Genomic DNA, 23153 nt, shown 5'->3' on the forward strand with positions numbered 1-23153 from the left:
AAGGATGTCTACGAATATTCGAACCAGTGAAGATCCCCGCACGCCAACCCCTATGTCCGCGAGCTCGTCTAACACCGCTTTCCGGCTCGCACAGGATGCCATCAACCAAGGGCATGACAGGCGCTGAAGACAAAGCCAAACACGAGCCTGTGGGGAAGTGCCTCTATCTGCCGATCGATCCGGCCGATGTTGCCGCAGCTTACGACAGCGATCATCCGCATCAACGTCGCAGTCGGGCAAGGGCGGGCATCGCGATGTGCTGCAGGCCGACTACGCCTCAACCTGCTGCGCCGGCAATTTGTGCATGATCGAGTTCATGCCAGGAGATCCAGGCGATCACCGCACGCCGAGGGCATAGGAAGAAGTGCCGCTAGGCAGCATCTACTGAGCGCTTCCTCGAGCCTATGTCGACACAGCCGGGCCTGCGCGGGTGAAATTTATCGCGATCACCACGACCTATCCAGCACCGAGACAATGGGCCGCGTCGCGTCGGCGAGGCTGTCATCCTTACGACAACGAGCAAGGAGGTGACGATATCGGCACCAGGCACCGGCCCGATCGATCGGGACTTCGTCGATGCTCGCTGTCGCGCGCCATCTCTCGGCGTCGATAGATGTCGGTGTGCTCGACTTATTCCGAGCACTCGATGCAGCGCGCTCGAACGTCCTCGAGCATCTCCTATGTCGAGATGAGAATCATCCCGGTGGCAGCTGTCAGGCGCCGGCATCACAACACCACACATCGTCTGCCGCTCGCTGGAAGCGGTGGTGTCGCGCCGCCAACCGTGTATCGTGGGCCGCAAGGCAAGGCTGAGTCTGTAAGCGCGCAGATTGACCTTCCGTTCAAAACGCGACGCGCATTTAAGGCCCCTCGGCACGAAGACCGGAAACGCGTTTTTGTCGTCCGCCATTCATTCGCTGCCGTTCACGGCACCGGAGGCGCGCCGCGGTCCGGCGTGCGGACCAGGCCACGTTTTGCGGCCGTTCTACACGGGCCATAACCACCGAAGAATAATCGGTGCGTACGTGATCGCCATAATCGGAGTGTACACTGTGTGGCTGGTGCGGGAACTATATGATCGCACCTTACAACCTTGTGCCGACTTCGAGAGGATCGAACCACTTGCAGCATGCCACGCCTGCCTCGCCCGGCAGGGCAGTGCGCAGACACTGCGCCGACTGCTGCTTGACCAGCGCAAACAACTGTTCGGGCTACGATCCGACGCGCCGCGCAAAGCTATTGTGCGTTCTCTTAGTCGACTCACGCGAACAAGCCGGCCGAGCCGACAGGCTCAAGGGCTTCTCTCCATCGCCTATGGATGTTTTTCCGGCAAGGACGGCGATTTCGATCCGTCCACCGACGCCGTGTGCGGGTTCAGGCGCCGGCAGGCCAACTGCAGACGCGACACTTCTGCAGCTATAGTTTTGCCATGAGGGCGTTGCCAGAGCATCTGTCCGCAGCCGCTACTTCCGCGCGGCGGCTATGTCCCTGCCTACGAATTGAATCGCCATACCGTCTGCCCGGCTGTAGGTGGCTATCCCCGAACTCACGCTGGATGGCGCCGCCACCTGTACTTTTTAAACAGTGACTCATCGATCGCGCCAACGCCGCACATATATAGACACGGGCATCGCCGGTTGCGTCGCCCTGGTCTGTCGCGTACGCCTGCTCGGTGGTGCGTCCCACCATCTCCGCTTCTTCTGATCGCGCTCGTCACCCTGGTCCTTCGCCATGTTGGGTGTGCTGCATATCCTTCGTCTACGCTAGCAGTCCGCTTGCATGGCCGGCGGCGACGATGCGCGGTCGCCGCTCGAGACATGCCGGCGCAACCGGCAGCTTCGTGCCATGCGGCAACGGGCGTGTGACGCCGGCCTGCTGGGTTTGTCCATATGCGACATCTCAGGCCAGAGGCCGCCGAGTGCCGGTGCGTGTCGCCGCGTCCGCATGCGCGCGCATCGGCCTGAGCGCGCTTCCATATCGATCGACTTCATCGTTTCGGCCGCGATCAAGATTACCGTCACATCGCTCGGGCCGACGGTATGCCACCAGTTTCATATTGCGACATCACTGCCTGCGACCGAACGCAGGCGATATCTCGTATCGAACTGCAAAGCATGTGGCGTCGGACGGGTGCGTCTGTCACGCAATCGGACCCTCTGCCGACAGCGCACCAGTCCGCGGTCGATTAGACCGTATCGCCCTGACATGTCTGAGCACTCGAGCCCTTCTCCCGCCTTCGGGCACGATCTCTACAACTATATCGAGCATGACTCCGCGCGTCGCCAACACGGTCTGCCGCAATGCCTGCTGCTACAACGTACATATCTATTATCTCGACCAGATTACGCCGGACCCATGATGCGATGCCTATCGCGTGCCTACGAAACCTTGGTCAATGGTCGGGACGAAATATCCTCGCTCGTCTAGTCGGAGCGTTGCCTCCCTGACATCTCGAAGCGAGTCTCCGATCATATGCTATCCGCACCATGCGATCGATGTTGAAAGAGCAGTGGAGTTCGCCCATCGCGGCGGTGCAGATGGGGCCGACCAGTCCGTATGCGCATCGCTCCTACGGCTACGTCAGTTCGCATGCCATTTGGCAACACGGACGAAAGCGATCCGCTGGCTCCGCAAGGCTACGAACGTCAATCCCTACGATCTCGGCATGGCTGCCGCTTACGGCTACGGGCTGATCTTCGCCGGCCGATACGCGGAGGGACCGCCGATACCTTGCCCATGCTGCGGAGACCTTCAGCCAGGCCACTCGCACAATGGTGGGACTATGGGAACTGTTCGTCGGTGAGTTCATGCTCGGCGACATGAAACAAGCCGATCGCGGCCAGCATGTGCTACTGAGGACCACGGCAACGAAATCGCACTACGCGTGGCGCGCGGCTTGATCACGGCGCCAGTGCGGGCGGACAGGTGACATCTGGGTGAGCACGCTGGACTGGCCGACTGAACGCCGAGATTCCCTAAAATTTAGCCGCCGATCCAAAAGAAACGCGCGCGACCTCGTCGAGCGGCAAATAAGCTATCCAGCCGACCTGACCGACCGGTCTTGGTCGCAGCCCTGCGCAGCCGCCGGCCTCGGCAACGCAAGCGTGACAGCATACTCGACGGTTCAGCAGGATCCTGAGCGCGCCGTGTCTCATATGTATCCTGCGCTCACGATGTCGCGAATGCCGTGGTCGCCGACTTCCGTCCGCGTAACCCCGTACAAATGCGCGAAGATTTACTGCGTCATCTACGGCTACGCCAGCACATATAAGAGATGCACTTCAGCCAAAGTTTGGTGTCGCCCGCATCCCGTTCAATAACCAAATGATTCAGCTCACTGACCGACATCGGCTTTTTTGCCTGCCGACAGGTGTGGCTCGAAGGTCATCGTCCTGTTGCATGGTTTTTCGTTCGGCGCTGCCGACGATGTCTGGCGCACAGAGGTCATTTCGAATTTGTCATTTTCCCTCTCCTGGTACTGCCTTCCCACGCGCACCGCTGGCCTACTTGACTGCCGGGGCATGATGGCTGGTGTTGTCGTTCGATTTTGCCCCGACGCACGTGTCCTGGCCTAAAGGTGGCGCAAGAGCCGTGCTCTCGCCGATCTCTCGCAACGTGCGCTGAAGCGCGTTTCATCTCGTGGGCCACTCGATGGGCGGTGCGGTGGCGATGCTGATGGCGTTGGCCGAGCCCGGGAAAGTAGCCTCGCTGACGCTTCTGCGCCGGGGCGGCCTTGGCCCGAGATCACGGCCCGACGTGTGCGCAGCTATGCCGGAGCCGCAGACCGGTGCGAGATTCGCGCCTGCCTTGCCGCCATGTCCGCCCCCACAGTCTGCCTTCGGAGCGCATCGTCGAATGCTTTGCGAGATGCGCGGGCGTCCGGGCCAGGTGCCGAAGCTCGTCGAGATCGCGGCAGCCATGACCAATGGACGATCGGCAAGGCGTCATCCCGCAGGAATCGTCTCGACGCGCTGAACATGCCGGTCATGGTGTTTTCGATTTTCGAACTGTCGCCCAGGTCGCGGCGCAGTCTCCTATCGATATAGAATTTCATGGGCACAACGATCTCGGCCTCGCTGCCGCCAACACGCTGGCCGCGATACGCGCCGGCGCGCGCCATGCCTCCGTCACCGTTCTCGGGCTCGGCGAGCGCGTCGGCAATGCCGCGCTGGAAGAGGTGGCTACCGCGATGGCGGTCCTCGGCGGCCCAGACACGGGCCTAGAGCTGGCCGCATTGCCCGCCTTGGCGGCCCAGGTGACGCAGGTCGCCCGGCGGACGACAGCAGCCATCAAGCCGGTTGTCGGCGCCGATGTTTTCACTCACGAATCCGGCATTCACGTCGCCGGGATGCTGAAGGACCCGCGTACCTATCAGGGACTGGATCCGGCTCTCGTGGGCCGCTGCCGGCGTATCGTCATCGGTAAGCATTCCGGCGCCACCGCGATTGCTCATGTGCTGGGCGAAAGCGGCCGCGATCTCGACCCGGATCTGGCAGCCGCGATGGTTGCCCGTGTCCGCCGCATGGCAGCCGAGATCAAATCGACCGTCACCGCAGCTCAACTGGTCGAGCCCTACGATAGACTGCGCAGCGAGACGGCTGGCCGAAGCCTTGCATTCCACTGAGGCGGACGATGTCGTTTTTCCTCGCCATCCGTTCCGCCAGGATAGCAGCCGCGGCTTGTGGCGCAAAAAGCCGCTCCGCCATCGCACACAATTTCCGACCTTGGAGAATGCAATGAGTTGTTCCGCTGACGGCCGTCCCTTCGATCTCACGGATATCCTCGCGCGGCTGAAAGGCCTGTCGGCTGCGGAGGAGTTCTTCGCCATCCTTGGCGTTTCCTATGACCCCAAGGTGCTCAATGTCTCGCGGCTCCATATCATGAGGCGGATGGGCCAATACCTTGCGAGCGAAGATCTCTCCGAACTGCCCGACTCGGTGATCGCTGCGCGGGTCCGCGGCACGCTGGAGCGCGCCTACCAGGACTTCGCGATTTCCTCGCCGCTCACGCACAGGGTGTTCAAGGTGCTCAAAGACCACGATCCGGACAAACCTGCTACGCCGGGCCGCACCTTCGTCCCGTTCGAGTCCATGCTGAAACGGTTCGGGAAGGAATGAGCGCGACACGGATGCGACGCAACAATGTCGCCAAGTCGACAAATGGGGGTCATCACGACGAAGCCTTCAGAAGCAACCAACCGAATTTCCGGCAAGAGCGGCGCGCAAATGATTGGCATGAATGATGCGCGAAGGAGACGACCGCAAAGCCCGCATCCGGACAGGAGCCTAGAGAAACCGCCAATGCACATCGTAATCTGCATCAAGCAGGTGCCGGACTCGGCACAGATACGCGTCCATCCGGTGACGAATACGATCATGCGTCAGGGTGTGCCGACCATCATCAACCCATACGACCTGTTCGCCCTCGAAGAAGCGCTCAGGCTACGCGACGCTTATGGCGGCGAGGTCACAGTGCTCAGTATGGGTCCGCCAATGGCAGAGAACGCGCTGCGCAAGGCGCTCAGTTATGGGGCCGACCGCGCGGTGCTCTTGACCGACCGCTATTTTGCCGGCTCCGACACGTTGGCGACCTCCTTCGCTCTTTCCCAAGCAATCGCCAAGGTTGGCGAGACGTTCGGCACGCCAGACATCGTCTTCACCGGCAAGCAGACGATCGATGGTGACACCGCCCAGGTCGGACCCGGCATCGCCAAGCGCCTCGGTCTCTTGCAACTCACCTATGTCGCGAAGATCGCCTCCATTGATCTCGCTGCGCGCGAGATCAATGTCGAGCGCCGCTGCGAAGGCGGCATGCAGTTGCTTAAGAGCAGACTTCCTTGCCTTGTCGCCATGCTGGAAGGCACCAACGAGATCCGCCGGGGTTCGCTTCAGGACGCCCTGTGCGCAGCGCGCAGCCAAGTCGTGAAGTGGAGTGCGGCCGAGGCCGGCATTGAGGACCTCACCAGATGCGGCCTGCGCGGCTCGCCGACGGTCGTCAAGCGTGTTTTCGCCCCGACCCCACGGGCGGAAAAGGCGGAGCGTATCGAAACCGCGGAGAAGACGCCGCGCGATCTCGCTGACGAACTCGTCGCCGCACTCTTCACCCGGCAGCCGGAATTGGCACACGAACTCGCCTTCAACAACGACGCGTGAGGGCAAGGAGCAGACGATGTCGACCCCGAACCGAGAAACCCCTCCTCGCCCTGCCGCCGGCCGTGCCGGCATAAAGAAGGAACTGCCTGACCGTTTCAAGGACCATCGGCATGTCTGGGTTTTCATTGAGCTCGAACGCGGCCAGGTTCATCCCGTATCCGTGGAACTGCTCGGCGAAGGCCGCAAGCTGGCAGACAAGCTTGGCGTCCAGCTTGCGGGCGTCGTGCTCGGACCGCCTGAAGAAGCCACCCGCAACGCCGTTGCCGAGGCCTTCGCTTATGGAGCCGACATGGTCTACCTCGTCGAGGCACCGTTGCTGGCCGACTATCGGAACGAGCCTTTCGCCAAGGCGATGACGGATCTGGTCGATACCCACAAACCGGAGATCCTTCTGCTGGGCGCGACCACGCTCGGCAGGGATCTTGCCGGCTCCGTGGCGACGACTTTACATACGGGGCTCACGGCCGACTGCACCGAACTGGACGTGGATACAGACGGATCGCTCGCCGCGACCCGTCCGACTTTCGGCGGTTCCTTGCTATGCACGATCTATACGCTCAATTGCCGGCCGCAGATGGCGACAGTGCGTCCCAGGGTCATGCCCATGCCGCAGCGCGCCGACAGGCCGGTAGGTCGTGTCATCGAGCACAAGCTGTGGTTAGCCGAGGATGAGATCGTCACCAAGGTCCTCGGGTTCCTGCCGGATAGCCAGTCGGCAAAGGCAAATCTCGCCTATGCCGATGTCGTGGTTGCGGGAGGCCTTGGTCTCGGCGGCGCGGAGAATCTGCAGCTTGTGAAGAATCTCGCGCGCGCGATCGGCGCCGAACATGGCTGTTCGCGCCCGCTGGTCCAGAAGGGCTGGATGCCGGCTGATCGGCAGATCGGCCAAACCGGCAAGACCATCCGGCCGAAGCTTTACATCGCGGCCGGGATTTCCGGCGCCATCCAGCATCGCGTTGGCGTCGAGGGCGCCGATCTCATTGTCGCCATCAACACCGATCCGAACGCGCCGATTTTCGATTTTGCCCACCTTGGAATCGTCACTGATGCGATCCGCTTCCTGCCCGCACTGACGGAAGCCTTCACCCGGCGGCTGTCGCCGCATAGTCGCGACAAGCTAGCGAGTTAAGGAAGATGGACATGATCGAGGAAGAATTCGACGCCATTGTCATCGGGGCCGGCATGTCCGGTAACGCGGCTGCTTACACCATGGCAAGCCACGGCCTGAAGGTGCTGCAGTTGGAGCGCGGCGAATATCCGGGTTCCAAGAATGTCCAGGGTGCCATCATGTACGCGAACATGCTGGAGAAGATCATCCCGGACTTCCGGGACGATGCGCCTCTCGAGCGGCATCTGGTCGAACAGCGGCTTTGGGTGATGGACGACACCTCCCACACCGGGATTCACCACCGGTCGGACCACTTCAATGAGGCGAAGCCGAACCGCTATACGATCATCCGCGCACAGTTCGATAAATGGTTTTCGCGCAAGGTGCGCGAGGCTGGCGCGACGGTTCTTTGTGAGACGACCGTGACGGAGCTCGTCCGAGATGGCAGGGATAGGGTGATCGGCGTCCGCACAGATCGGAGCGGCGGAATAATAGGCGCGGACGTGGTCGTTCTCGCAGAAGGTGTGTGCGGGCTGCTTGGCACCCGGGCCGGCCTGCGATCGATGCCCAAACCAGAAACCGTGGCGCTCGCCGTCAAGGAGATGCATTTCCTGCCCGAAGAGGTCATCGAGCAGCGGTTCGGCCTCAACGGCGATGAAGGCTGTGTGATCGAGGCGGTGGGCACGATCTCCCACGGCATGGCCGGGCTCGGCTTCCTCTATACCAACAAGGAGTCAATCTCATTGGGCGTCGGCTGCCTCGTTTCCGATTTCGCCGCAGCGATGGAGAGCCCTTACGCTCTCCTTGACGCCTTCAAAAACCATCCTTCGATCCGGCCGCTGATCGCCGGCTCCGAGGTCAAAGAATATGCCGCGCATCTCATTCCCGAAGGTGGCTACAAGGCGATTCCGCAGCTCTTTGGCGACGGCTGGGTGGTGGTCGGCGATGCCGCGCAGTTGAACAACGCCATCCATCGCGAGGGTTCGAACCTCGCCATGACCTCCGGCCGTATCGCGGCTGAGGCAATCGTTCAGCTCAAGAGGCGCAGTCATCCAATGACTAAACGGAACCTATCTCTTTACAAGATCATGCTTGACAATTCATTCGTGGTCAAAGATCTGCGCAAATACAAGGACATGCCAGCCTTGCTTCATACCAATTCGTGCAATTTCTTCACCACATATCCGCAATTGCTGTCCAAGGCCGCGCAGAACTTCCTGCGCGTCGACGGCACCCCTAAGATCGACAAGGAAAAAGCGACCACGGCCGCCTTCGTCAAGGCTCGTTCGCGCTGGGGGCTGGTCAGCGACGCGGTCCGCCTAGCATGCGCGTGGCGCTGAGGGAGAGATGACGATGGCAGTGACCAAGTTACGCGTCGAGGACAAGCTTTACCACAACCGCTACTTGGTCGATCCTGGCCGCCCGCATATCAAAGTGCGACCGCACGAGAAGCCGAGCCCGAACCTTCTCGCCCTGACCCGCGTGTGCCCGGCCAAATGCTATGAGTTGAACGACGCAGGCCAAGTGGAGATCACCCCCGATGGCTGCATGGAGTGCGGCACCTGCCGGATTTTGTGCGAGGCCAGCGGTGAGATCGAGTGGAACTATCCGCGCGGCGGCTTCGGTGTCCTCTTCAAGTTCGGATGATCGGCGGCGCCCGCACTGTTCAAATGAATACTGGAGTTCAAACGACCAAGGCGCGCTTGGGAGGAGTATCCTGGATAACCGCTGAGGTGTTTCGATGGCCCATATGCTGCGGGATCGGTTCGATGAAGGAGGTCCTCCGGACATCGGGCCGGAACCGGCCCTCAAAACCATGCACAAAAGCCGATCTCTCACTCAGGGAATTTATGAGATATCGAAGGTTCTGACTGCGCCAGCTCCGCTGGAGATTACGCTCGCCAACGTTGTGAAGGTCCTCCCGTCCTTTCTGCAAATGCGCCACGCAGCAGTGGTTGTCCTGGACACTGCTGTGCGCGAGCTGGAAAACTGCGTGCAATGGACGGCTACACTTGCTCGGTCATGGACAATCACTTCGTCGGACTTCGCCTGCACGAATAGTCAATGCCTTTCTTCGCTCCTGTGGAAAGCAGCCGAGAGTTCGCATGGCGCCAATGCAATCGACGGGCTGTCACGCAGCAACATTTTGCCGGCTGGATCAGGGCTGCTGGCCAGCCGCATCGGCACTCCACACGACAAGGTATCGTCCCTGCTTGCCCAGCGACAGCCCTGCGTCTGACAGAGCGCGACCGGCTGATCGACACTATGGAGAAGGTGGGCTGGGTTCAGGCAAAGGCCGCCCGTATCCTCGACCTCACGCCGCGGCAAATCGGCTACGCTCTGCGCCGGTATGGCATCAAGGTGAAGAAATTCCAGAGATCAGATGACCTGCAATGGCGGGCTGCATCAGCGCTGCTGAACTGTGGCTCAGACACGCTTGCCTTCGCGGCCCCGATCCGCTTGTCCGCCTGTCGGAATGCCGACAAAACGCTGTCCGAACAAAACGACAGAATTCGACACGGAAAGCCAATTCGTGAATTAAAACCGCTCTTTGAGCTGGCATGGCTCTTGCGCTTCCAGCTGCGACGTCCACCAGCAACGGAGCCGTTCGATGCCCGCACCGATCGTTTCGCTTGAGGCCCTGACCAGCACGACGACTTTCGACCAATTGCTGGCGACGGCGAAATCGGCTGGCTGCACATCGCCATCCTGCGGCTCGTCGGAGAAGCCAGACGACTTGGATCCGGTTGTCTGGGAGAGAATCAAGGATCATCCCTGCTTTTCAGAAGAAGCCCACCATTATTTTGCGCGCATGCACGTTGCGGTCGCGCCGGCTTGCAATGTCCAGTGCAACTATTGCAATCGCAAATATGACTGCGCCAACGAAAGCCGGCCCGGAGTCGTCTCGGAAAAGCTCACTCCCGACCAGGCGCTACGCAAGGTGATCGCGGTTGCCAACGAAGTGCCGCAGCTTTCGGTACTCGGCATCGCCGGACCGGGCGACGCCTGTTACGACTGGAAGAAGACAAAGGCAACGTTCGAGCGAGTCGCCAGAGAGATCCCCGACGTCAAGCTGTGCATATCGACCAATGGACTCGCGCTACCGGATCGCGTCGCCGAGCTTGCCGACATGAATGTCGATCACGTGACGATCACCATCAACATGGTCGATCCGGAAGTCGGTGCAAAGATCTATCCTTGGATCTTTCACGGCCACCGCCGATACACCGGCATCGAAGCCGCCCGGATCCTGCACGAGCGGCAGATGCTGGGTCTGGAAATGCTGAGCGCGCGCGGCATCCTGACCAAGATCAACTCGGTGGTGATCCCCGCCGTCAACGACGAGCATCTGATCGAGGTAAATAAATGGGTCAAGGAGCGCGGGGCGTTCCTGCACAATGTCATGCCCCTGATTTCCGACCCCGCGCACGGTACGCATTACGGCCTGACCGGGCAACGCGGCCCCAATGCAACGGAACTCAAGGCCCTCCAGGATCGTCTCGAAGGCGGCGCCAAGTTGATGCGCCATTGCCGGCAATGCCGGGCCGATGCCGTCGGCCTGATCGGCGAGGATGATGGCCAGGAATTCACACTCGACCGAATTCCCACCGAGGTCACCTACGACGCCAGCAAGCGCGAGGCCTATCGCGAGGTGGTCGCGCACGAGCGCCGCGATCACATGGCGGCCAGAAGCAAGGCGATCGGAATGCTCAAGGCAGCAGGTTCCGGCAAGTCCCTTCTTGTGGCAGTTGCGACCAAGGGCGGCGGCCGTGTCAACGATCATTTCGGCCATGCGAAGGAATTCCAGATTTATGAAGCCTCGCCGCGCGGGATCACCTTCGTCGGGCATCGCAAGGTCGAGCAGTATTGCCTCGGCGGCTGGGGCGAAAAAGGCACCCTCGCAGCAATCATCGCTGCTCTGGGGGGCATAGACATCGTGCTGTGCGCCAAGATCGGAGATTGTCCAAAGGATCAACTCGCGGAAGCTGGAATCCGAGCGAGCGACGCTTACGGGCATGACTACATCGAGACGGCAATCAGCGCGCTTTACGCCGCCGAGCTTAGCGTCCAACCGCTGGCGGCGACGGCCTGAGCCGTCTCATTCCCAACCGAACCAGGAGTTACAATGAGTTTTAAGATCATCGCATCCCAATGCACTCAATGCGGCGCTTGCGAGTTCGAATGTCCCTCAGGCGCGATCGAATTCAAGGGCGAGAGCTACGTGATCGAGCGGGACAAGTGCACCGAATGCGAGGGGGCCTTCGATACGCAGCAATGCGCCTCGGTGTGCCCTATGCCGAAGACCTGCGTTCCTGCTTGATATCCGGTGGCCTGAAACGCCTTTATCAACAAACTGACACCTCAAGAAGGAAGGAACGGCCATGGGGCTCGGACGCGAACAGGGGGTCGAAATCCACCAACCTCCACGATTTGAGCCGGGTGAGCGGGTCCGTGCCACGCGCCACATAAAGAATGACGGCACCTTTCCTGGCAGGCAGATCGGCGAAAACCTCGTGCGGAAGGGCGACGAGGGCTATGTGCGCGATGTTGGCACCTTTCTCCAGCAGTTCTTCATCTACGCGGTCGAGTGGATCGATCGTGGCACGGTGGTCGGCATGCGAGCGCGTGAACTGATGAGCCTCGACAAGGTCGAGGCTCCGAGCAGGACCGACAGCACTGTGAATGAAGGAACGGCCAGATGAAAGTAATGATCCGCAGGACCGGCGCTGGCTTGTCGGCGTATATCCCCAAGAAGGATCTCGAAGAGCCGATCGTCAAACTCGAGAAGGAAGCGTTGTGGGGCGGGGCCGTGACGCTCAAAAACGGCTGGCGATTCGTTTTACCCGACCTTCCACGCGATACGCCTTTGCCGATCACCGTCGAGGCAAGGAAGATCTCCGACGAGGACTAATGCCGCGGATTGATAGAGAGCGCGACCAGAGGAAGCGAGCATGAACACGATCCCACCCTCGAGGCACCTCGTCATTGTCCGGGACAGCTTTGCCGAAAAGCTGCTTGAGCTTGCGAAGCAAGCGCTAGCCGCCGATCAGGTGATCCCGTATCTCGGTCCGGGCCTTCTCCGGCTGAGCTCCGCGGAGCCGACTGTACCGTTTACCTCGGAAGCCGTCGCCGCGGCGCTCAACACGAGGATGCCAGCACCTTCCAAGATCCGCACCAATATGTGGTCGGTCGCGCAGTTTATTGAACAGCGCCGGCACCGCCGCACACTTCAAACATGGATGGCCGAGATCTTCGCAGCGCCGGCGGCGCCGACTGTCCTCCACGCCTGGCTCGCAACGCTGCCGCTCTCCCTCATCATCGACAGCTGGTACGACGGCGCCATGCGGGCGGCCCTCGCAGATGCCGGCCGAACGGACGTCGTCGAGATACAAGGCGTAACTCGGGCGAACGAATTCGGTGACATTTGGACGAAAACGTATGATTTGTCCGGCAACGAACTCGAATCCGGATCGGTGGCAAAGACGGTCCTCTATACACCTCACGGCAGCATTAGGCCGGCGGCAAATTTCCTAGTGGCGGATTCCGACTATGTCGAAGTCCTTACCGAAATCGATATTCAGACCCCGATCCCAGACGCGGTGAAGGAACGGCGCAACGATCGGGGTCTTTTCTTTTTCGGCTGCCGCTTCAATGATCAGATGCTGCGCACCTATGCCAGGCAGATCTTGAAGCGCTCCATAGGCCCACATTGCACGGTAATGGATGCGCAAACGCTGACCAGAAACGAAGCCCGTTTTCTGGCGGCAAGCGGAATCACGGTGATCGATATGTCAGCAAGCGAAGCGGTGGCTCGGCTTGTCGGAGCGCGCACTGCAGCAGATGGCCAGGATCAACTTCGCGGACGCCTTTGATATGGAAAGCCGTCCGGCTTGCCGTCAAGGGGGCAAAATTCAGTCGGGAACACACCCGTGAGCAATGCCATTGGCACAGCAACGAACGCTCTGAATTCGGCCACCCATGCGGAGGCGACCCGCCGGGGGCGAGGCTTGAATACGCTGCTGCGCATTACGCGTATGAACTTGCGGCACCCTCGGCAGGTCACCTTCGCTTTCGGTTCCACGATCGGAGCAGTAATCCTCCAGTTGCTCATTCCCCAGCTTCTCGGGCGGGCTGTCGACCAGACCCAGATAGCGATCGGGGACGGTGTCACGGGGACCACGGCAGAACAAGCGCTCTGGACCCCGGCTCTGCTGCTGCTCGGTGTCAGCGCGCTACGCGGCCTCTTCACGATGGCGCAGAACTATTTTGCCGAAGCCGTCGGGCATCAAGTCGCGTACGAACTGCGGCTCGCTTGTTACGACAAGATCCAGCGTCTCAGCTTTTCCTATCACGATCGCGTGCATTCAGGTGATCTGATCATGCTCGGCATTCTCGATCTTGACGGCGTGCGGACGTATTTTTCCAACGCACTGGTTCGCGTGCTCTTGCTCAGCATGCTGATCGGGATCGGCGCCTACACTATGATCTCAACCGACCCGGTGCTCGGCCTGGTCGCGCTGAGCTTCGTACCTTTCGTCGCCTGGCGCTCGTCGGTCACACACCTTAGGCTGCGCGCCACCTGGCTAGACCTGCAGGAGCGGCTTTCGGTCCTGAGCCGCGTGATGGAGGAAAATCTCGCAGGCATCCGGGTCGTCCGCGCCTTTTCGGCACAGGCTTATGAGATGCTGAAGTTCGACCGCGCCTCGAAGAACGCGCTCGACCGCGCACACCACCAGGTTGACGTCTCCGTGCCCAACACATCGGCAATGACCCTCTCCTTTTTTTTCGCCATGGGGTTGGTGCTCTGGATCGGTTGCAACAAGCTCATCGCCGGCGATATCACGGTCGGGACGCTGGCGACGTTCCTGACCTTCATGACGATCCTGCAAATGCCCGTCCGCCAGATCGGTCTGATGGTCAATGCCTTCGCCCGCGCTTCGACTTGCGGTTCGCGTCTCTTCGCTCTCCTCGACCAGGATATCACGATCAGGGATGCTCCCGGCGCCAGACCGCTCGAGATCAGTGAAGGCATTCTGCGGTTCGACAATGTCTCGTTTGCATATCCCGGTACCGAAAACCGCGCCATTTTGAAGAATATCAGCTTTGAAGCCCGCAGGGGCGAGACGATCGCGATCGTCGGTCCGCCGGGTTCCGGCAAATCGACAATGGCTCATCTGATTGCCCGCTTTTACGACGTGAGCGGGGGCGCCATCACGCTTGACGGGCATGACATCCGCGGGGTCACCCTCGCGACGCTTCGCAAGATGGTCGCCGTCGCACAGCAGGATGCATTCCTTTTCACCACGACGATCGAGAACAACATCGCTTACGGCGATCCCTGGGCGAGGGAACAGCGGATCGAGCGCGCCAGCGAATCCGCCCAGCTGCACAGCTACATCCTTAGCCTGCCATCAGGCTACGAGACGGTCGTCGGCGAACGCGGCGCCTCTCTCTCGGGCGGCCAGCGCCAGCGTCTCACGATAGCTCGCACGATGATGCTGCGCCCATCAATCGTCGTTTTCGACGACTCAACGGCCGCGATCGATGGGGCCACCGAGCAGCGCATCCGCGCGGCGATACGACGTTTCGCCAAGGATAGGGTTACGATCATCATCGCCCACCGGCTGAGTTTGCTCACGCACGCCGACCAGATCCTTTTTGTCGACAACGGCGAGATCGTCGAGCGCGGTACCCATCAAGAGCTCTTGGTCAAGCGAGGACGCTATAGCGCCTTGCACGATTTCCAGTTGCGCGCCAGTGATGACATCGCGATCGCGAATGGAGGCGTGACCTGATGGCCAAGGGGCATGTCAGCGAACCCGAAACCGAAACCAATGACGGCAGGCGCCCCCCGCGCGCGGTCGTCGGCTCCCATCGCATCGAGGAGGAGATGTTCGGCCGGGCTTTCGACAACAACATCGTTCGGCGCATCTGGGCCTTCGTCCGCCCCTACCGCGCTATGGTAATCATCTCCGTCGCCGCATTGATGATCTTCACCGGTACGCAGCTTCTCATGCCGCTTATCATCCGTTACGCGATCGACCACGCCATGACTTCGGCTGGCGCTGATCGCTCCGCCCTGCTTGCGGCCGCCGAGGCGTTCGGCCTCACCATTGTGGTTAATTTCGGCGCCGCCTACACACAGGAAACCGCGGTGGGGAAAATGACCGAGAACGTCCTCTTCGATATCCGCCGCGCCATGTTTGGTCATCTGCAGAAGGTTTCGCTCTCCTTCATGGACAAGACCGAGGTCGGACGCCTGATGTCCCGCCTTCAAGGCGACGTCTACGCCATCCACGAATTCCTCGAAACCTCAATCTATTCCGTAGCCGATTTTGCGCTTCTCTTCGGCATTGTTTTCGTGATGTTGTACCTCGACTTCCGCCTCGGCCTCCTGACGCTCTCTGTCCTGCCGGCCTTGTTGATCATCCGGATCGTCTGGTTGCCGCGTGCCCGCCATGCCTTCATGGCCGCACATGAGACCAATTCGGTCGTCAATGGCGCGCTAGCCGAAGCCATTCACGGCGTGCGTACCATACAGTCCATGCACCGTCAGCAGGTAAATTTCATGCTCTATGACGATAAGGCACATGCCAACCTCAGGGCTCACCTGATCGCTGCCAGGTGTGCACAGGTCATGGTCCCGATCGTCGATGGCCTCACCGGCCTGGCCATGGCCGTCATGATCGCGGTCGGCGGCTCCATGGTCATGAATGGTAGAATCGATGTGGGCGTATTGGTCGCCTACCTGTTCTACATCCAGCGCTTTTTTGACCCAATTCGCTCACTTACCCTGCAATATTCGGTCATGCAGCGTGCCATGGCCTCCGGCAAGCGCCTGACCGATGTGCTCGACGTCAAGATCGAGGTACAGGACAAACCGGGTGCCAGGGTGCTTTCGCCGGAAATGGGCGGCTCGGTCGAATTCAGGAACGTCACCTTCGGCTACGAACCCAACCATCCGGTGCTGAAAAATGTCTCCTTCCGGGTCGATCCCGGCGAGACGGTCGCCTTGGTCGGGCCAACCGGTTCTGGCAAATCGAGTGCGATGGCCCTCGTCCGCCGCCTCTATGATGTTCAGCAGGGCCAGGTGCTGGTCGGCGGACATGATGTGCGCGATCTCACCCAAGAATCGCTCGGCGGCCAAATCGCCATGGTGCTGCAGGAGCCGTTCTTATTCACGGGGACGGTCTTCGATAACATTCGTTACCATAAGACCGACGCCACGCGCGACAAGGTCATCGAGGCCGCCAAGGCGGTCTGCGCCCACGACTTCATCATGAGCCTTGCCAACGGCTATGAAGCCGAAATCGGAGAACGCGGTGGCAACCTTTCTCTCGGCCAGCGCCAGCTCATCAGTTTCGCCCGCGCTCTCGTTGCCGACGCCAAGATCCTGGTTCTTGATGAGGCCACCGCCAACATCGACAGCTACACGGAAATCCTGATCCAGAAGGCTCTGAGAAAACTTCTTGAAGACCGCACTGGCCTCGTCATCGCCCACCGCCTTGCAACAATCCGTGGTGCCGACCGCATCATTGTACTTCAGAATGGCCAGGTCATTGAGACCGGCAACCACGACCAACTGATGGCCATGGGTGGGTTCTATTCCAAACTCTACAATCTTAACTACGCATCCTTCGACGACATTCCCGAAGAAAAACTCGATACCACCGCACTAGGGGGGTCCCGGACCTGATGTAAAGTCGGCCGCTGTCGGCCTCAACCGTTCCATCTGGTTGAGGCCGACGAGATCGTTGGACCTGGCGTGCTCGTCGGCGATAGTGTCGGCGGCCGCGCTACATGATCGGGCTCGGCGGCCAGGCTGCGTCGCATCTATCTCGCAGATTCGCGATGGCGTCTCCGGGCTGATCAGTCTCGACAGCAGTCCATCCCGAAGCTGGACCATGCGCGATGTGTCCCCGCGGGTCACTTCAATATTCCCCCGGTTAAGGTCAGTCAAACTCCTCCACCCGCAAGGCAGGACAGATGTGGATTTGTTAGTTTGACTTTGTTTCCCGGGCAAAGGCTTCAGCGGCTTCTTTGAGGCGATAGCAGTCATGAAAACAGCGCGTATCCAGGTCCGCAGCGATGCCGATGCCGTTCTGGTAGAGTCCATCGAGCGCGCAAAGAAGGCCATGCGAACGGGTATCCCTTCGGAACCTTCACATTCAGTTCGCCCTCGCAGCTGTTCACGGTGATCAGCCCCAAGCGGTGGGAGCTGATCGAGCACCTGAAGCGCGTGCATGACGATCTGTCCGGGCTGATCGATTGGGGCATCATCGAGCGCACCGACGACGGAAAGGTTTACGTGCAGATTCCGACATATCCGGCCGGGCATTCTAGCTTGAAGCCGGCCGCCGTTCCGACGTGAAGCTGGCCACCATTCCGATTAATATCCGGCCACTTTGAAGCCTGAGAAGGAGCACCTGGGTCAGCAACTTTGGCATGACGGTCCTTTGGAACAAGAGACGCGTAATGCCGGCAAAGAGAAGGCTGACCATGAGACATTTACGACAGATGCTGCGGCTTGCGGGTGACGGAACGAGCGCCCGAGAGATCGCCCAGAGGCTGGGCACAGCGCGCAGCACCGTGCAGGATAATAATCTGAAGCGTGCAGCTCCGGCGGGGTTGAACTGGCCGCTGCCGGGCGAGCTGACCGACGACGCGCTTGAGCGCCGGCTGTTCGCCAGGGCGGGCTCAAGCAGGGCCTGCGGCGGCTTCCGGAGCCGAATGGGCGGGGCTGGCGCTGGAACTGAAGAGCCGGGGCACGCTAATGCTCGCCGTATCGCGCCGTCCATCCCGGCGGCTATGGCTGCAGTCGTTATGTTGCGGCCAGATTTATGTTGCGGCTGCAGGGGTGAGCCAAGGCTCTCGGTGATTTCCTCGGCCCAAGCCGCCACATAAAGAAGAACGGCGATGGCAATTGCACTACAATGCTTTCAGGAATGCCATCAATGACGGCAGGGAATCGTTGACGTGGGGGCTTTTTCAGGCTGCTGATATCAACCTTGGCCAACGCCTTGGCCTTCATTTGCAGATCCACCTCGGCTTAGATGTGCGTGGTGTCCAACGACACATGGCCCAGCCAAACGCGGATCGTGTTGATATCGACACCTACACGCAGGAGGTGGACGGCTGTCGTGTGCCGAATCGTATGGGGGCTGACGCGCTTCTTGGTCAGGGTCGGAACGGCTTTGCTTGCCATGGCAGCATATTGCGTCACGACGCGGTGTATTCCGAACCGCGTCAGAGGCTCCTTCATCCGCCCAAGAAAGACTGCATCGCTTTTATCCCGATCGATCACCAGGCGGGCCAGCGATGTTGCCGTCGCTGGCCACAATGGGCAGATCCGGATCTTGTTCCCCTTGCCATGAAGACGCACTGAAGGAAACGCGCCCAGTTGAAGATTGCCGACCGTCAATTTTGCTACCTCATCCGCGCGAGCACCGCTGTTGTACAGGAATAGCAGCAGAGCATGGTCGCGCGCCCCCAGAGTCGTACGCCTGTCGGGTTGACCGAGAAGCGCATCCATCTCGGCCTCTTCGAGATATCCGATCGCGGCCTTTGCGGTCTTCTTGAATGGGATTGCCCTTATCTCGGAACACCAGGCCAGGTGGACCGGCGACCGCGTGCCGATGAAGCGAGCCAGTGAATGAATGGTCACAAGCCGTTGGTTGCGGGTTGCATCGCTGCATCGGCGATCACGTTCCAGATGGTCCAGGAACTTACGGGCGACTTCCGGCGTCAGCTCTTCGACGGTCATGCAATCGATGGCACAGCCTTCCTGTTTGCTAGCGAACGGCAGCAACAGAGCCAGCGTGTCGCGGTAGCTGGCTTGGGTGTTGCGGGAAAGATTGCGCTCGGCGACAAGATGTTCCAGTAGAAACCGACGAATCCACGGACCAAGGAGGTTTTTATCCGTCATGGTTGGCCTCCATCGCGTACGGTGCAAAGCGCTCGCTGGCCGCCTCGAGGAGATCCGGCGTCATCTGCAAATAGCGCTGGGTTGAATGTTTCATAATGAGTCCTGTCCGGTTGATGGAGCGGTAATTAAGGCACGGCGGGCGGGAACGGCGTTCGGACCCGGGCGGCCTTTGATAATCGTGAGGCCGGAAGGAGTATCCCGCAGACCACGGTTGAGATTGTCGCTGCAGACTTTGGTGATGAGCCCTGGCGCCCCCATTGATGCACCGTGGTCTCGGCGATCGCGAAGTGTTCGGCCACTTCCTGGGTGATGAGCAGACCACAATCCCGCAGGCGCTGGCGACGGCCGGGCAGGTTGTAGGCCCCACGGATGAAGGCGATCTTCTTGAGTTGAACGGCTTGCCTTCCCAGCTTCGCAGACCGCGTTCATTGAAGATATCGGCGATCTCGCGATCGCAATGACGGTCGAGCAAGCGGTCTACATCGGCGACGAGCTCAGGCTTGAACTTGCGGATCTGGGCGATCGGCAAGGGCCGGTCCAGCGTCAAGGTGCGGGTCGCCCCGCCGGATAGTCGCACGTTTGCGATAATCCTCTCGGCCTTGACCAGGGTGACGTCGGCCACCAGCAGACGCGGGATGCGCTTGCGCTCACTCATGTCGATGCGGGGATCGCTCCAGATCCGCGGGAGTTGCTCGGCAAGATCGCGGACGCGTTGCTGCGTCTCGGCATCGAGGGCAGCGGCTTGCTCGGGCGCGCGTTGTTCATAGTCTTCGACGACGTCGGTGTGGGGCCGCAGCTTCTCGTTCCACTCGGCCTCGATAGTGTCGGCAACGAGGCGATTGGCGGGATCGACCTTCATGTAGCGGCGCCGGGCGAGCTCGGCGTCATGACGCGTCCGCTCCAGGGTGACGTCAAGGGTCATCGGCGTCATCAGCTCGACAAGCAATGCACCCACCGCGGGGTCGACGACTTTGCCGGGCACGGACTGGCATACCTTGCCGCCACGACGGGTGGCGGTCTCCTGGCAGATATAGGTCGGGACGGGTTTGCCGTGCTCTTGGCTATAATGAACTCCCATGCGCTCGCCGCACAGGGCCGCAGAGAACGCGGCCCTGGAGCAAGGCGCTGCCTTCGCGCACCGGTCCGGCGCGGCGCTGCATTCCATAGGCTTGTGCATTGGTGGTGAGACGCTCCTAGTTGGCCCTAAAGCACTCCCAGGCGATATAACCTGGATGCATGTCGGGGATGACGAACCGAGCCATATCCACCTTGATCTGCGAAACGCCACCGCCCGGCCCGGGGCCGTCCACGCGTTCGACCGTAGACGAAGGCGCCGGCATATCTCGGATTATGCAGGACCTGAAGGATGCGGGTGTGCCGTGGCGGCGCCCTCGATCATGACGCGCACCCCTCAATTGGTTCAGCATGCAGACCTTTTCAAATGCACGCGATGGAGCGGCTCGGGCTTCCCCAAACCACCAACGCTTGATTTGTCGATTTCGCTTAAAAGTCCTTTCACAGACGCTTGATCTCGATGCCATATTTCCTCAGCACGTACCCAATCTGGCGCGGCGTCAGCCCGAGCAGGCGCGCCGCCTTTGCCTGGACCCAGCCACATTTTTCCATAGCCGCAATGACACGATCGGCATCAGTCACCCTCGCGCCATTTAAGTAGGCTGGGCCGGCAGGCGCTAACGGCGCAAGCTCGCCTATGGGAGGCGGGACCCCAAGGGCGGCCGAACCGGTGGCGTCGGACGGCGGCGTGCTCGACTTCACTGGCACCGGGACGATCGGCTCAGCTTGCAGCGAGGCCTTCCACAGCGCCGCGGCAAAGCACTGACCGTCGCAGCAGGCAAGGTCCTTTCTGAAGATAGATGGGCCCGCCGCCAAGACCGCTGCCCGGTGCACGCAATTTTGGAGCTCACGGATGTTGCCGGGAAATTCACAGTTCTTCAGTACCTCAATCGCACTCGGATCGAAGGTCAGCGTACGGCCGTTCTCATCACTAAAATTCTTGAGAAACTCAGCCGCGAGGAGCGGAATATCACTGCGCCTTTCCCGTAACGCCGGCACCTGCAGGTGAACCACGTTGATGCGATAGTAGAGGTCGCGGCGGAACTCGTTCCTTGCAACCGCCTCTTCCAGGTTCTTGTTCGTGGCGGCAATCACGCGAACATCGACCTTAACGGTCTGGTTGCTGCCGACGCGCTCAAACTCCTCCTCCTGGAGAACGCGCAGGAGCTTTGCCTGAAACGACCCCGAGATCTCGCCGATTTCGTCGAGGAACAACGTTCCCTTGTCAGCGAGCTCAAACCGTCCCTTGCGCGAATTGAACGCGCTGGTGAAGGCACCCTTTTCATGGCCGAACAATTCGGATTCCAGGACTGTTTCAGGCAATGCCGCGCAATTAAGTTTGACGAAGGGTCGCTTGGCGCGCGGCGACAACTCGTGAAGGGCCCTGGCAACCAATTCCTTCCCGGTACCGGATTCGCCTCGTATCAGAACCGTGCTCTTTGCCTTGGCAACCACCGCTATCTTCTCAAGCAGCGCGTTTAGCGCTGGACTGTCGCCAATCATCCCCTTGACGTAAACCTTCTTACGCTCCCGCGCAGGCTGCTTTTGCAACCGTTCCCCCTCCGCCATCGGTCGCGCGCGGTCGCCGGGGGACAAACGATGCAACTTAATGGTCTGTCCCACCAGGGTGGCGACAACGGTGAGCAGCTGGACATCACAATCGGGCGGATACCTTGGCCCATTGTCCAGGGCGCGGTCGATGGTCAGGGTGCCCACGACGTTCGCATCCACGCGAATGGGAACGCCGATGAACGACACTGCTACGGTGTCTGAGGCCCCGAGCATTTCAATATCGGCGGCACTGAAGGCCAAATGCAGCGCTATGTTCTCGGCGACGAGCGGCGTATCGGTCGTCATAATCTGATCGATTGCCTTGCGCGGCAGGCGCCTGCGGTAGCGCTCATCGCTGCTCTCGTCCCACTCGGTGCTTACGGCAATGTCCAGTACGCCGTCACCGTTGAACGAAGAGATGATGCCGTGTTGCATCCGCACAAACGAGCGCAGCAGCTTGAGAGTTTTGGCCAAAGCCACTTCGAGTCGGGAGGGAGCGGCGAGTACTTTCGATATTTCGGAGATCCCGGTAAACGCGCTTTCGTACGGCTGCACACCAGGGATCACGTCGTTCTTCTCGGGCTTTGCGTTAGCCCCTTGCGCGTCCTTGTCGCACGACGGCGTCTTCCTGGCCCTTTGTTCGGGTTTGCCGATGTTGTGATGCATGTCGTCCTCGATCTCGCGCTTTGAAAACAATGCCCGTTGCAGGGTGCAGCTGCGACGTTTCGGACAAGCGCGAAAATGGCCCTGACATGAAGTTGGGGCGCCACCATCCGATTGCCCGCCAAGCGGGGCATTGCCTGACGCATGTCTTGGTTTTCCTCTTAAGGCGGGGCCGCCATCTCGGCTTCTGTCAGGCGCAACCGCACGTTGACGAAGTGACCGGATCGAGGGAGGATAGTCAATCGAGCTATCCTTTCATTTGTGAAAGGATACTCGGCGCTCTGATAGAATTCTATCAGGTCAATACATTTCTCTTGTCGGTCTCAAAATCTTGCTGCTTATGCAGTTCCGGCACGTCAAGCCGCCGGCGCAACGCTGAGGAGTCTCTCCCCAGATAAAATACGATATTCTTGGCAGTTGCCCATTTTGCGCCATAACGGCATCCGCTCCAGGACTCGAAAAAGGGGCGTACGCACTCGGAACGAAGGCCCGGGTCTCGCTGGAGTGGCTCTGGTTAAAGGAAGGCCTTGGCCTGGCGCCTGACAGGCCACGGCAGAGACGACCGTGGTGGAGATGATTGGCTTCCTGAGGAAACTCGGCGCTAGACGACCTCGCGGGCGCACTTGCCGCTAGCATCGGTTTCATCCGACATGGGCTATGACCCGGGAGTCGGTGGGAG

At 60.4% G+C, this 23153-nt stretch carries 19 protein-coding genes and 1 pseudogene; 16 read left to right on the forward strand and 4 right to left on the reverse strand.

Going from position 1 to position 23153, the window contains the following annotated elements:
- Positions 1–3669 precede the first annotated feature (3669 nt).
- The 16 genes and pseudogenes from ACFSOZ_RS22595 to ACFSOZ_RS22670 all read left to right on the forward strand — a co-directional run bounded on the left by ACFSOZ_RS22595 (position 3670) and on the right by ACFSOZ_RS22670 (position 17632).
- The gene (locus ACFSOZ_RS22595) at positions 3670–3975 is read left to right on the forward strand and encodes a hypothetical protein (RefSeq protein WP_379101721.1); all 306 of its coding nucleotides are present in this window, start codon (positions 3670–3672) and stop codon (positions 3973–3975) included.
- Positions 3926–4624 carry a homocitrate synthase/isopropylmalate synthase family protein gene (locus tag ACFSOZ_RS22600; RefSeq protein ID WP_379101702.1) on the forward strand — a complete coding sequence of 233 codons (699 nt, stop codon included), beginning with the start codon at positions 3926–3928 and terminating at the stop codon, positions 4622–4624. The genes ACFSOZ_RS22595 and ACFSOZ_RS22600 overlap by 50 nt, the downstream gene beginning before the upstream one ends.
- Before the next feature lie 112 nt (positions 4625–4736).
- Positions 4737–5117 carry a nitrogenase stabilizing/protective protein NifW gene (nifW, locus tag ACFSOZ_RS22605; protein ID WP_095082068.1) on the forward strand — a complete coding sequence of 127 codons (381 nt, stop codon included), beginning with the start codon at positions 4737–4739 and terminating at the stop codon, positions 5115–5117.
- Between the two features lie 183 nt (positions 5118–5300).
- The gene (locus ACFSOZ_RS22610; protein ID WP_095082070.1) at positions 5301–6152 is read left to right on the forward strand and encodes an electron transfer flavoprotein subunit beta/FixA family protein; all 852 of its coding nucleotides are present in this window, start codon (positions 5301–5303) and stop codon (positions 6150–6152) included.
- 16 nt (positions 6153–6168) lie between these two features.
- On the forward strand, positions 6169–7281 hold the full coding sequence (locus ACFSOZ_RS22615; protein ID WP_379101704.1) for an electron transfer flavoprotein subunit alpha/FixB family protein: 1113 nt from the start codon (positions 6169–6171) through the stop codon (positions 7279–7281).
- 11 nt (positions 7282–7292) lie between these two features.
- A complete protein-coding gene (locus tag ACFSOZ_RS22620; protein ID WP_095084245.1) occupies positions 7293–8600 on the forward strand; it encodes an FAD-binding protein in 1308 nt (435 codons plus the stop codon).
- Between the two features lie 7 nt (positions 8601–8607).
- On the forward strand, positions 8608–8907 hold the full coding sequence (locus tag ACFSOZ_RS22625) for a ferredoxin family protein (RefSeq protein ID WP_095082074.1): 300 nt from the start codon (positions 8608–8610) through the stop codon (positions 8905–8907).
- 325 nt (positions 8908–9232) lie between these two features.
- Positions 9233–9633, forward strand: a pseudogene (locus ACFSOZ_RS22630) (helix-turn-helix domain-containing protein); the annotation flags it as partial.
- A 238-nt stretch (positions 9634–9871) separates the two neighbouring features.
- Complete coding sequence (nifB, locus tag ACFSOZ_RS22635; RefSeq protein WP_095082076.1) at positions 9872–11353, forward strand: nitrogenase cofactor biosynthesis protein NifB; 1482 nt, start codon at positions 9872–9874, stop codon at positions 11351–11353.
- A gap of 33 nt (positions 11354–11386) precedes the next feature.
- Positions 11387–11581 carry a 4Fe-4S dicluster domain-containing protein gene (locus ACFSOZ_RS22640; RefSeq protein ID WP_095082078.1) on the forward strand — a complete coding sequence of 65 codons (195 nt, stop codon included), beginning with the start codon at positions 11387–11389 and terminating at the stop codon, positions 11579–11581.
- A 61-nt stretch (positions 11582–11642) separates the two neighbouring features.
- Complete coding sequence (locus ACFSOZ_RS22645) at positions 11643–11963, forward strand: nitrogen fixation protein NifZ (RefSeq protein ID WP_379101706.1); 321 nt, start codon at positions 11643–11645, stop codon at positions 11961–11963.
- Positions 11960–12172 (forward strand): putative nitrogen fixation protein NifT, encoded by a 213-nt coding sequence (nifT, locus tag ACFSOZ_RS22650; protein WP_095082082.1) that lies wholly within the window; start codon positions 11960–11962, stop codon positions 12170–12172. The genes ACFSOZ_RS22645 and nifT overlap by 4 nt, the downstream gene beginning before the upstream one ends.
- A gap of 40 nt (positions 12173–12212) precedes the next feature.
- On the forward strand, positions 12213–13133 hold the full coding sequence (locus ACFSOZ_RS22655; protein WP_095082084.1) for an SIR2 family NAD-dependent protein deacylase: 921 nt from the start codon (positions 12213–12215) through the stop codon (positions 13131–13133).
- 69 nt (positions 13134–13202) lie between these two features.
- Complete coding sequence (locus tag ACFSOZ_RS22660; RefSeq protein ID WP_245331070.1) at positions 13203–15056, forward strand: ABC transporter ATP-binding protein; 1854 nt, start codon at positions 13203–13205, stop codon at positions 15054–15056.
- Positions 15056–16957: an ABC transporter ATP-binding protein gene (locus ACFSOZ_RS22665; protein WP_095082088.1), complete on the forward strand. Its 1902-nt coding sequence runs from the start codon at positions 15056–15058 to the stop codon at positions 16955–16957. Before ACFSOZ_RS22660 ends, ACFSOZ_RS22665 begins: the two co-directional genes overlap by 1 nt.
- 498 nt (positions 16958–17455) lie before the next feature.
- Positions 17456–17632 (forward strand): DUF2087 domain-containing protein, encoded by a 177-nt coding sequence (locus ACFSOZ_RS22670; protein WP_245331018.1) that lies wholly within the window; start codon positions 17456–17458, stop codon positions 17630–17632.
- 450 nt (positions 17633–18082) lie between these two features.
- On the opposite strand, the gene ACFSOZ_RS22675 is transcribed toward ACFSOZ_RS22670, so the two are convergent.
- The 4 genes from ACFSOZ_RS22675 to nifA all read right to left on the reverse strand — a co-directional run bounded on the left by ACFSOZ_RS22675 (position 18083) and on the right by nifA (position 22477).
- Positions 18083–18292, reverse strand: a complete 210-nt coding sequence (locus ACFSOZ_RS22675) for a hypothetical protein (RefSeq protein ID WP_206073676.1) — start codon at positions 18290–18292, stop codon at positions 18083–18085.
- An 18-nt stretch (positions 18293–18310) separates the two neighbouring features.
- Entirely contained in the window at positions 18311–19186 is an 876-nt protein-coding gene (locus ACFSOZ_RS22680; RefSeq protein ID WP_206073677.1) for a tyrosine-type recombinase/integrase, read from the reverse strand.
- Complete coding sequence (locus ACFSOZ_RS22685; protein WP_379101708.1) at positions 19176–20363, reverse strand: hypothetical protein; 1188 nt, start codon at positions 20361–20363, stop codon at positions 19176–19178. Before ACFSOZ_RS22685 ends, ACFSOZ_RS22680 begins: the two co-directional genes overlap by 11 nt.
- Before the next feature lie 338 nt (positions 20364–20701).
- The gene (gene nifA, locus ACFSOZ_RS22690) at positions 20702–22477 is read right to left on the reverse strand and encodes a nif-specific transcriptional activator NifA (RefSeq protein ID WP_379101723.1); all 1776 of its coding nucleotides are present in this window, start codon (positions 22475–22477) and stop codon (positions 20702–20704) included.
- Positions 22478–23153 lie beyond the last annotated feature (676 nt).

Source organism: Mesorhizobium newzealandense (assembly GCF_042682145.1).
In the GTDB taxonomy this organism is placed as follows: domain Bacteria; phylum Pseudomonadota; class Alphaproteobacteria; order Rhizobiales; family Rhizobiaceae; genus Mesorhizobium; species Mesorhizobium newzealandense.

What these genes read in the sequence shown, in the direction of transcription:
- ACFSOZ_RS22595 (WP_379101721.1), top strand. Translation starts at nt 3,670, where the DNA reads ATGCTGATGGCGTTGGCCGAGCCCGGGAAAGTAGCCTCGCTGACGCTT.
- ACFSOZ_RS22600 (WP_379101702.1), top strand. Translation starts at nt 3,926, where the DNA reads ATGGACGATCGGCAAGGCGTCATCCCGCAGGAATCGTCTCGACGCGCT.
- nifW (WP_095082068.1), top strand. Translation starts at nt 4,737, where the DNA reads ATGAGTTGTTCCGCTGACGGCCGTCCCTTCGATCTCACGGATATCCTC.
- ACFSOZ_RS22610 (WP_095082070.1), top strand. Translation starts at nt 5,301, where the DNA reads ATGCACATCGTAATCTGCATCAAGCAGGTGCCGGACTCGGCACAGATA.
- ACFSOZ_RS22615 (WP_379101704.1), top strand. Translation starts at nt 6,169, where the DNA reads ATGTCGACCCCGAACCGAGAAACCCCTCCTCGCCCTGCCGCCGGCCGT.
- ACFSOZ_RS22620 (WP_095084245.1), top strand. Translation starts at nt 7,293, where the DNA reads ATGATCGAGGAAGAATTCGACGCCATTGTCATCGGGGCCGGCATGTCC.
- ACFSOZ_RS22625 (WP_095082074.1), top strand. Translation starts at nt 8,608, where the DNA reads ATGACGATGGCAGTGACCAAGTTACGCGTCGAGGACAAGCTTTACCAC.
- nifB (WP_095082076.1), top strand. Translation starts at nt 9,872, where the DNA reads ATGCCCGCACCGATCGTTTCGCTTGAGGCCCTGACCAGCACGACGACT.
- ACFSOZ_RS22640 (WP_095082078.1), top strand. Translation starts at nt 11,387, where the DNA reads ATGAGTTTTAAGATCATCGCATCCCAATGCACTCAATGCGGCGCTTGC.
- ACFSOZ_RS22645 (WP_379101706.1), top strand. Translation starts at nt 11,643, where the DNA reads ATGGGGCTCGGACGCGAACAGGGGGTCGAAATCCACCAACCTCCACGA.
- nifT (WP_095082082.1), top strand. Translation starts at nt 11,960, where the DNA reads ATGAAAGTAATGATCCGCAGGACCGGCGCTGGCTTGTCGGCGTATATC.
- ACFSOZ_RS22655 (WP_095082084.1), top strand. Translation starts at nt 12,213, where the DNA reads ATGAACACGATCCCACCCTCGAGGCACCTCGTCATTGTCCGGGACAGC.
- ACFSOZ_RS22665 (WP_095082088.1), top strand. Translation starts at nt 15,056, where the DNA reads ATGGCCAAGGGGCATGTCAGCGAACCCGAAACCGAAACCAATGACGGC.
- ACFSOZ_RS22675 (WP_206073676.1), bottom strand. Translation starts at nt 18,292, where the DNA reads ATGAAGGCCAAGGCGTTGGCCAAGGTTGATATCAGCAGCCTGAAAAAG.
- ACFSOZ_RS22680 (WP_206073677.1), bottom strand. Translation starts at nt 19,186, where the DNA reads ATGACGGATAAAAACCTCCTTGGTCCGTGGATTCGTCGGTTTCTACTG.
- ACFSOZ_RS22685 (WP_379101708.1), bottom strand. Translation starts at nt 20,363, where the DNA reads ATGCACAAGCCTATGGAATGCAGCGCCGCGCCGGACCGGTGCGCGAAG.
- nifA (WP_379101723.1), bottom strand. Translation starts at nt 22,477, where the DNA reads ATGCATCACAACATCGGCAAACCCGAACAAAGGGCCAGGAAGACGCCG.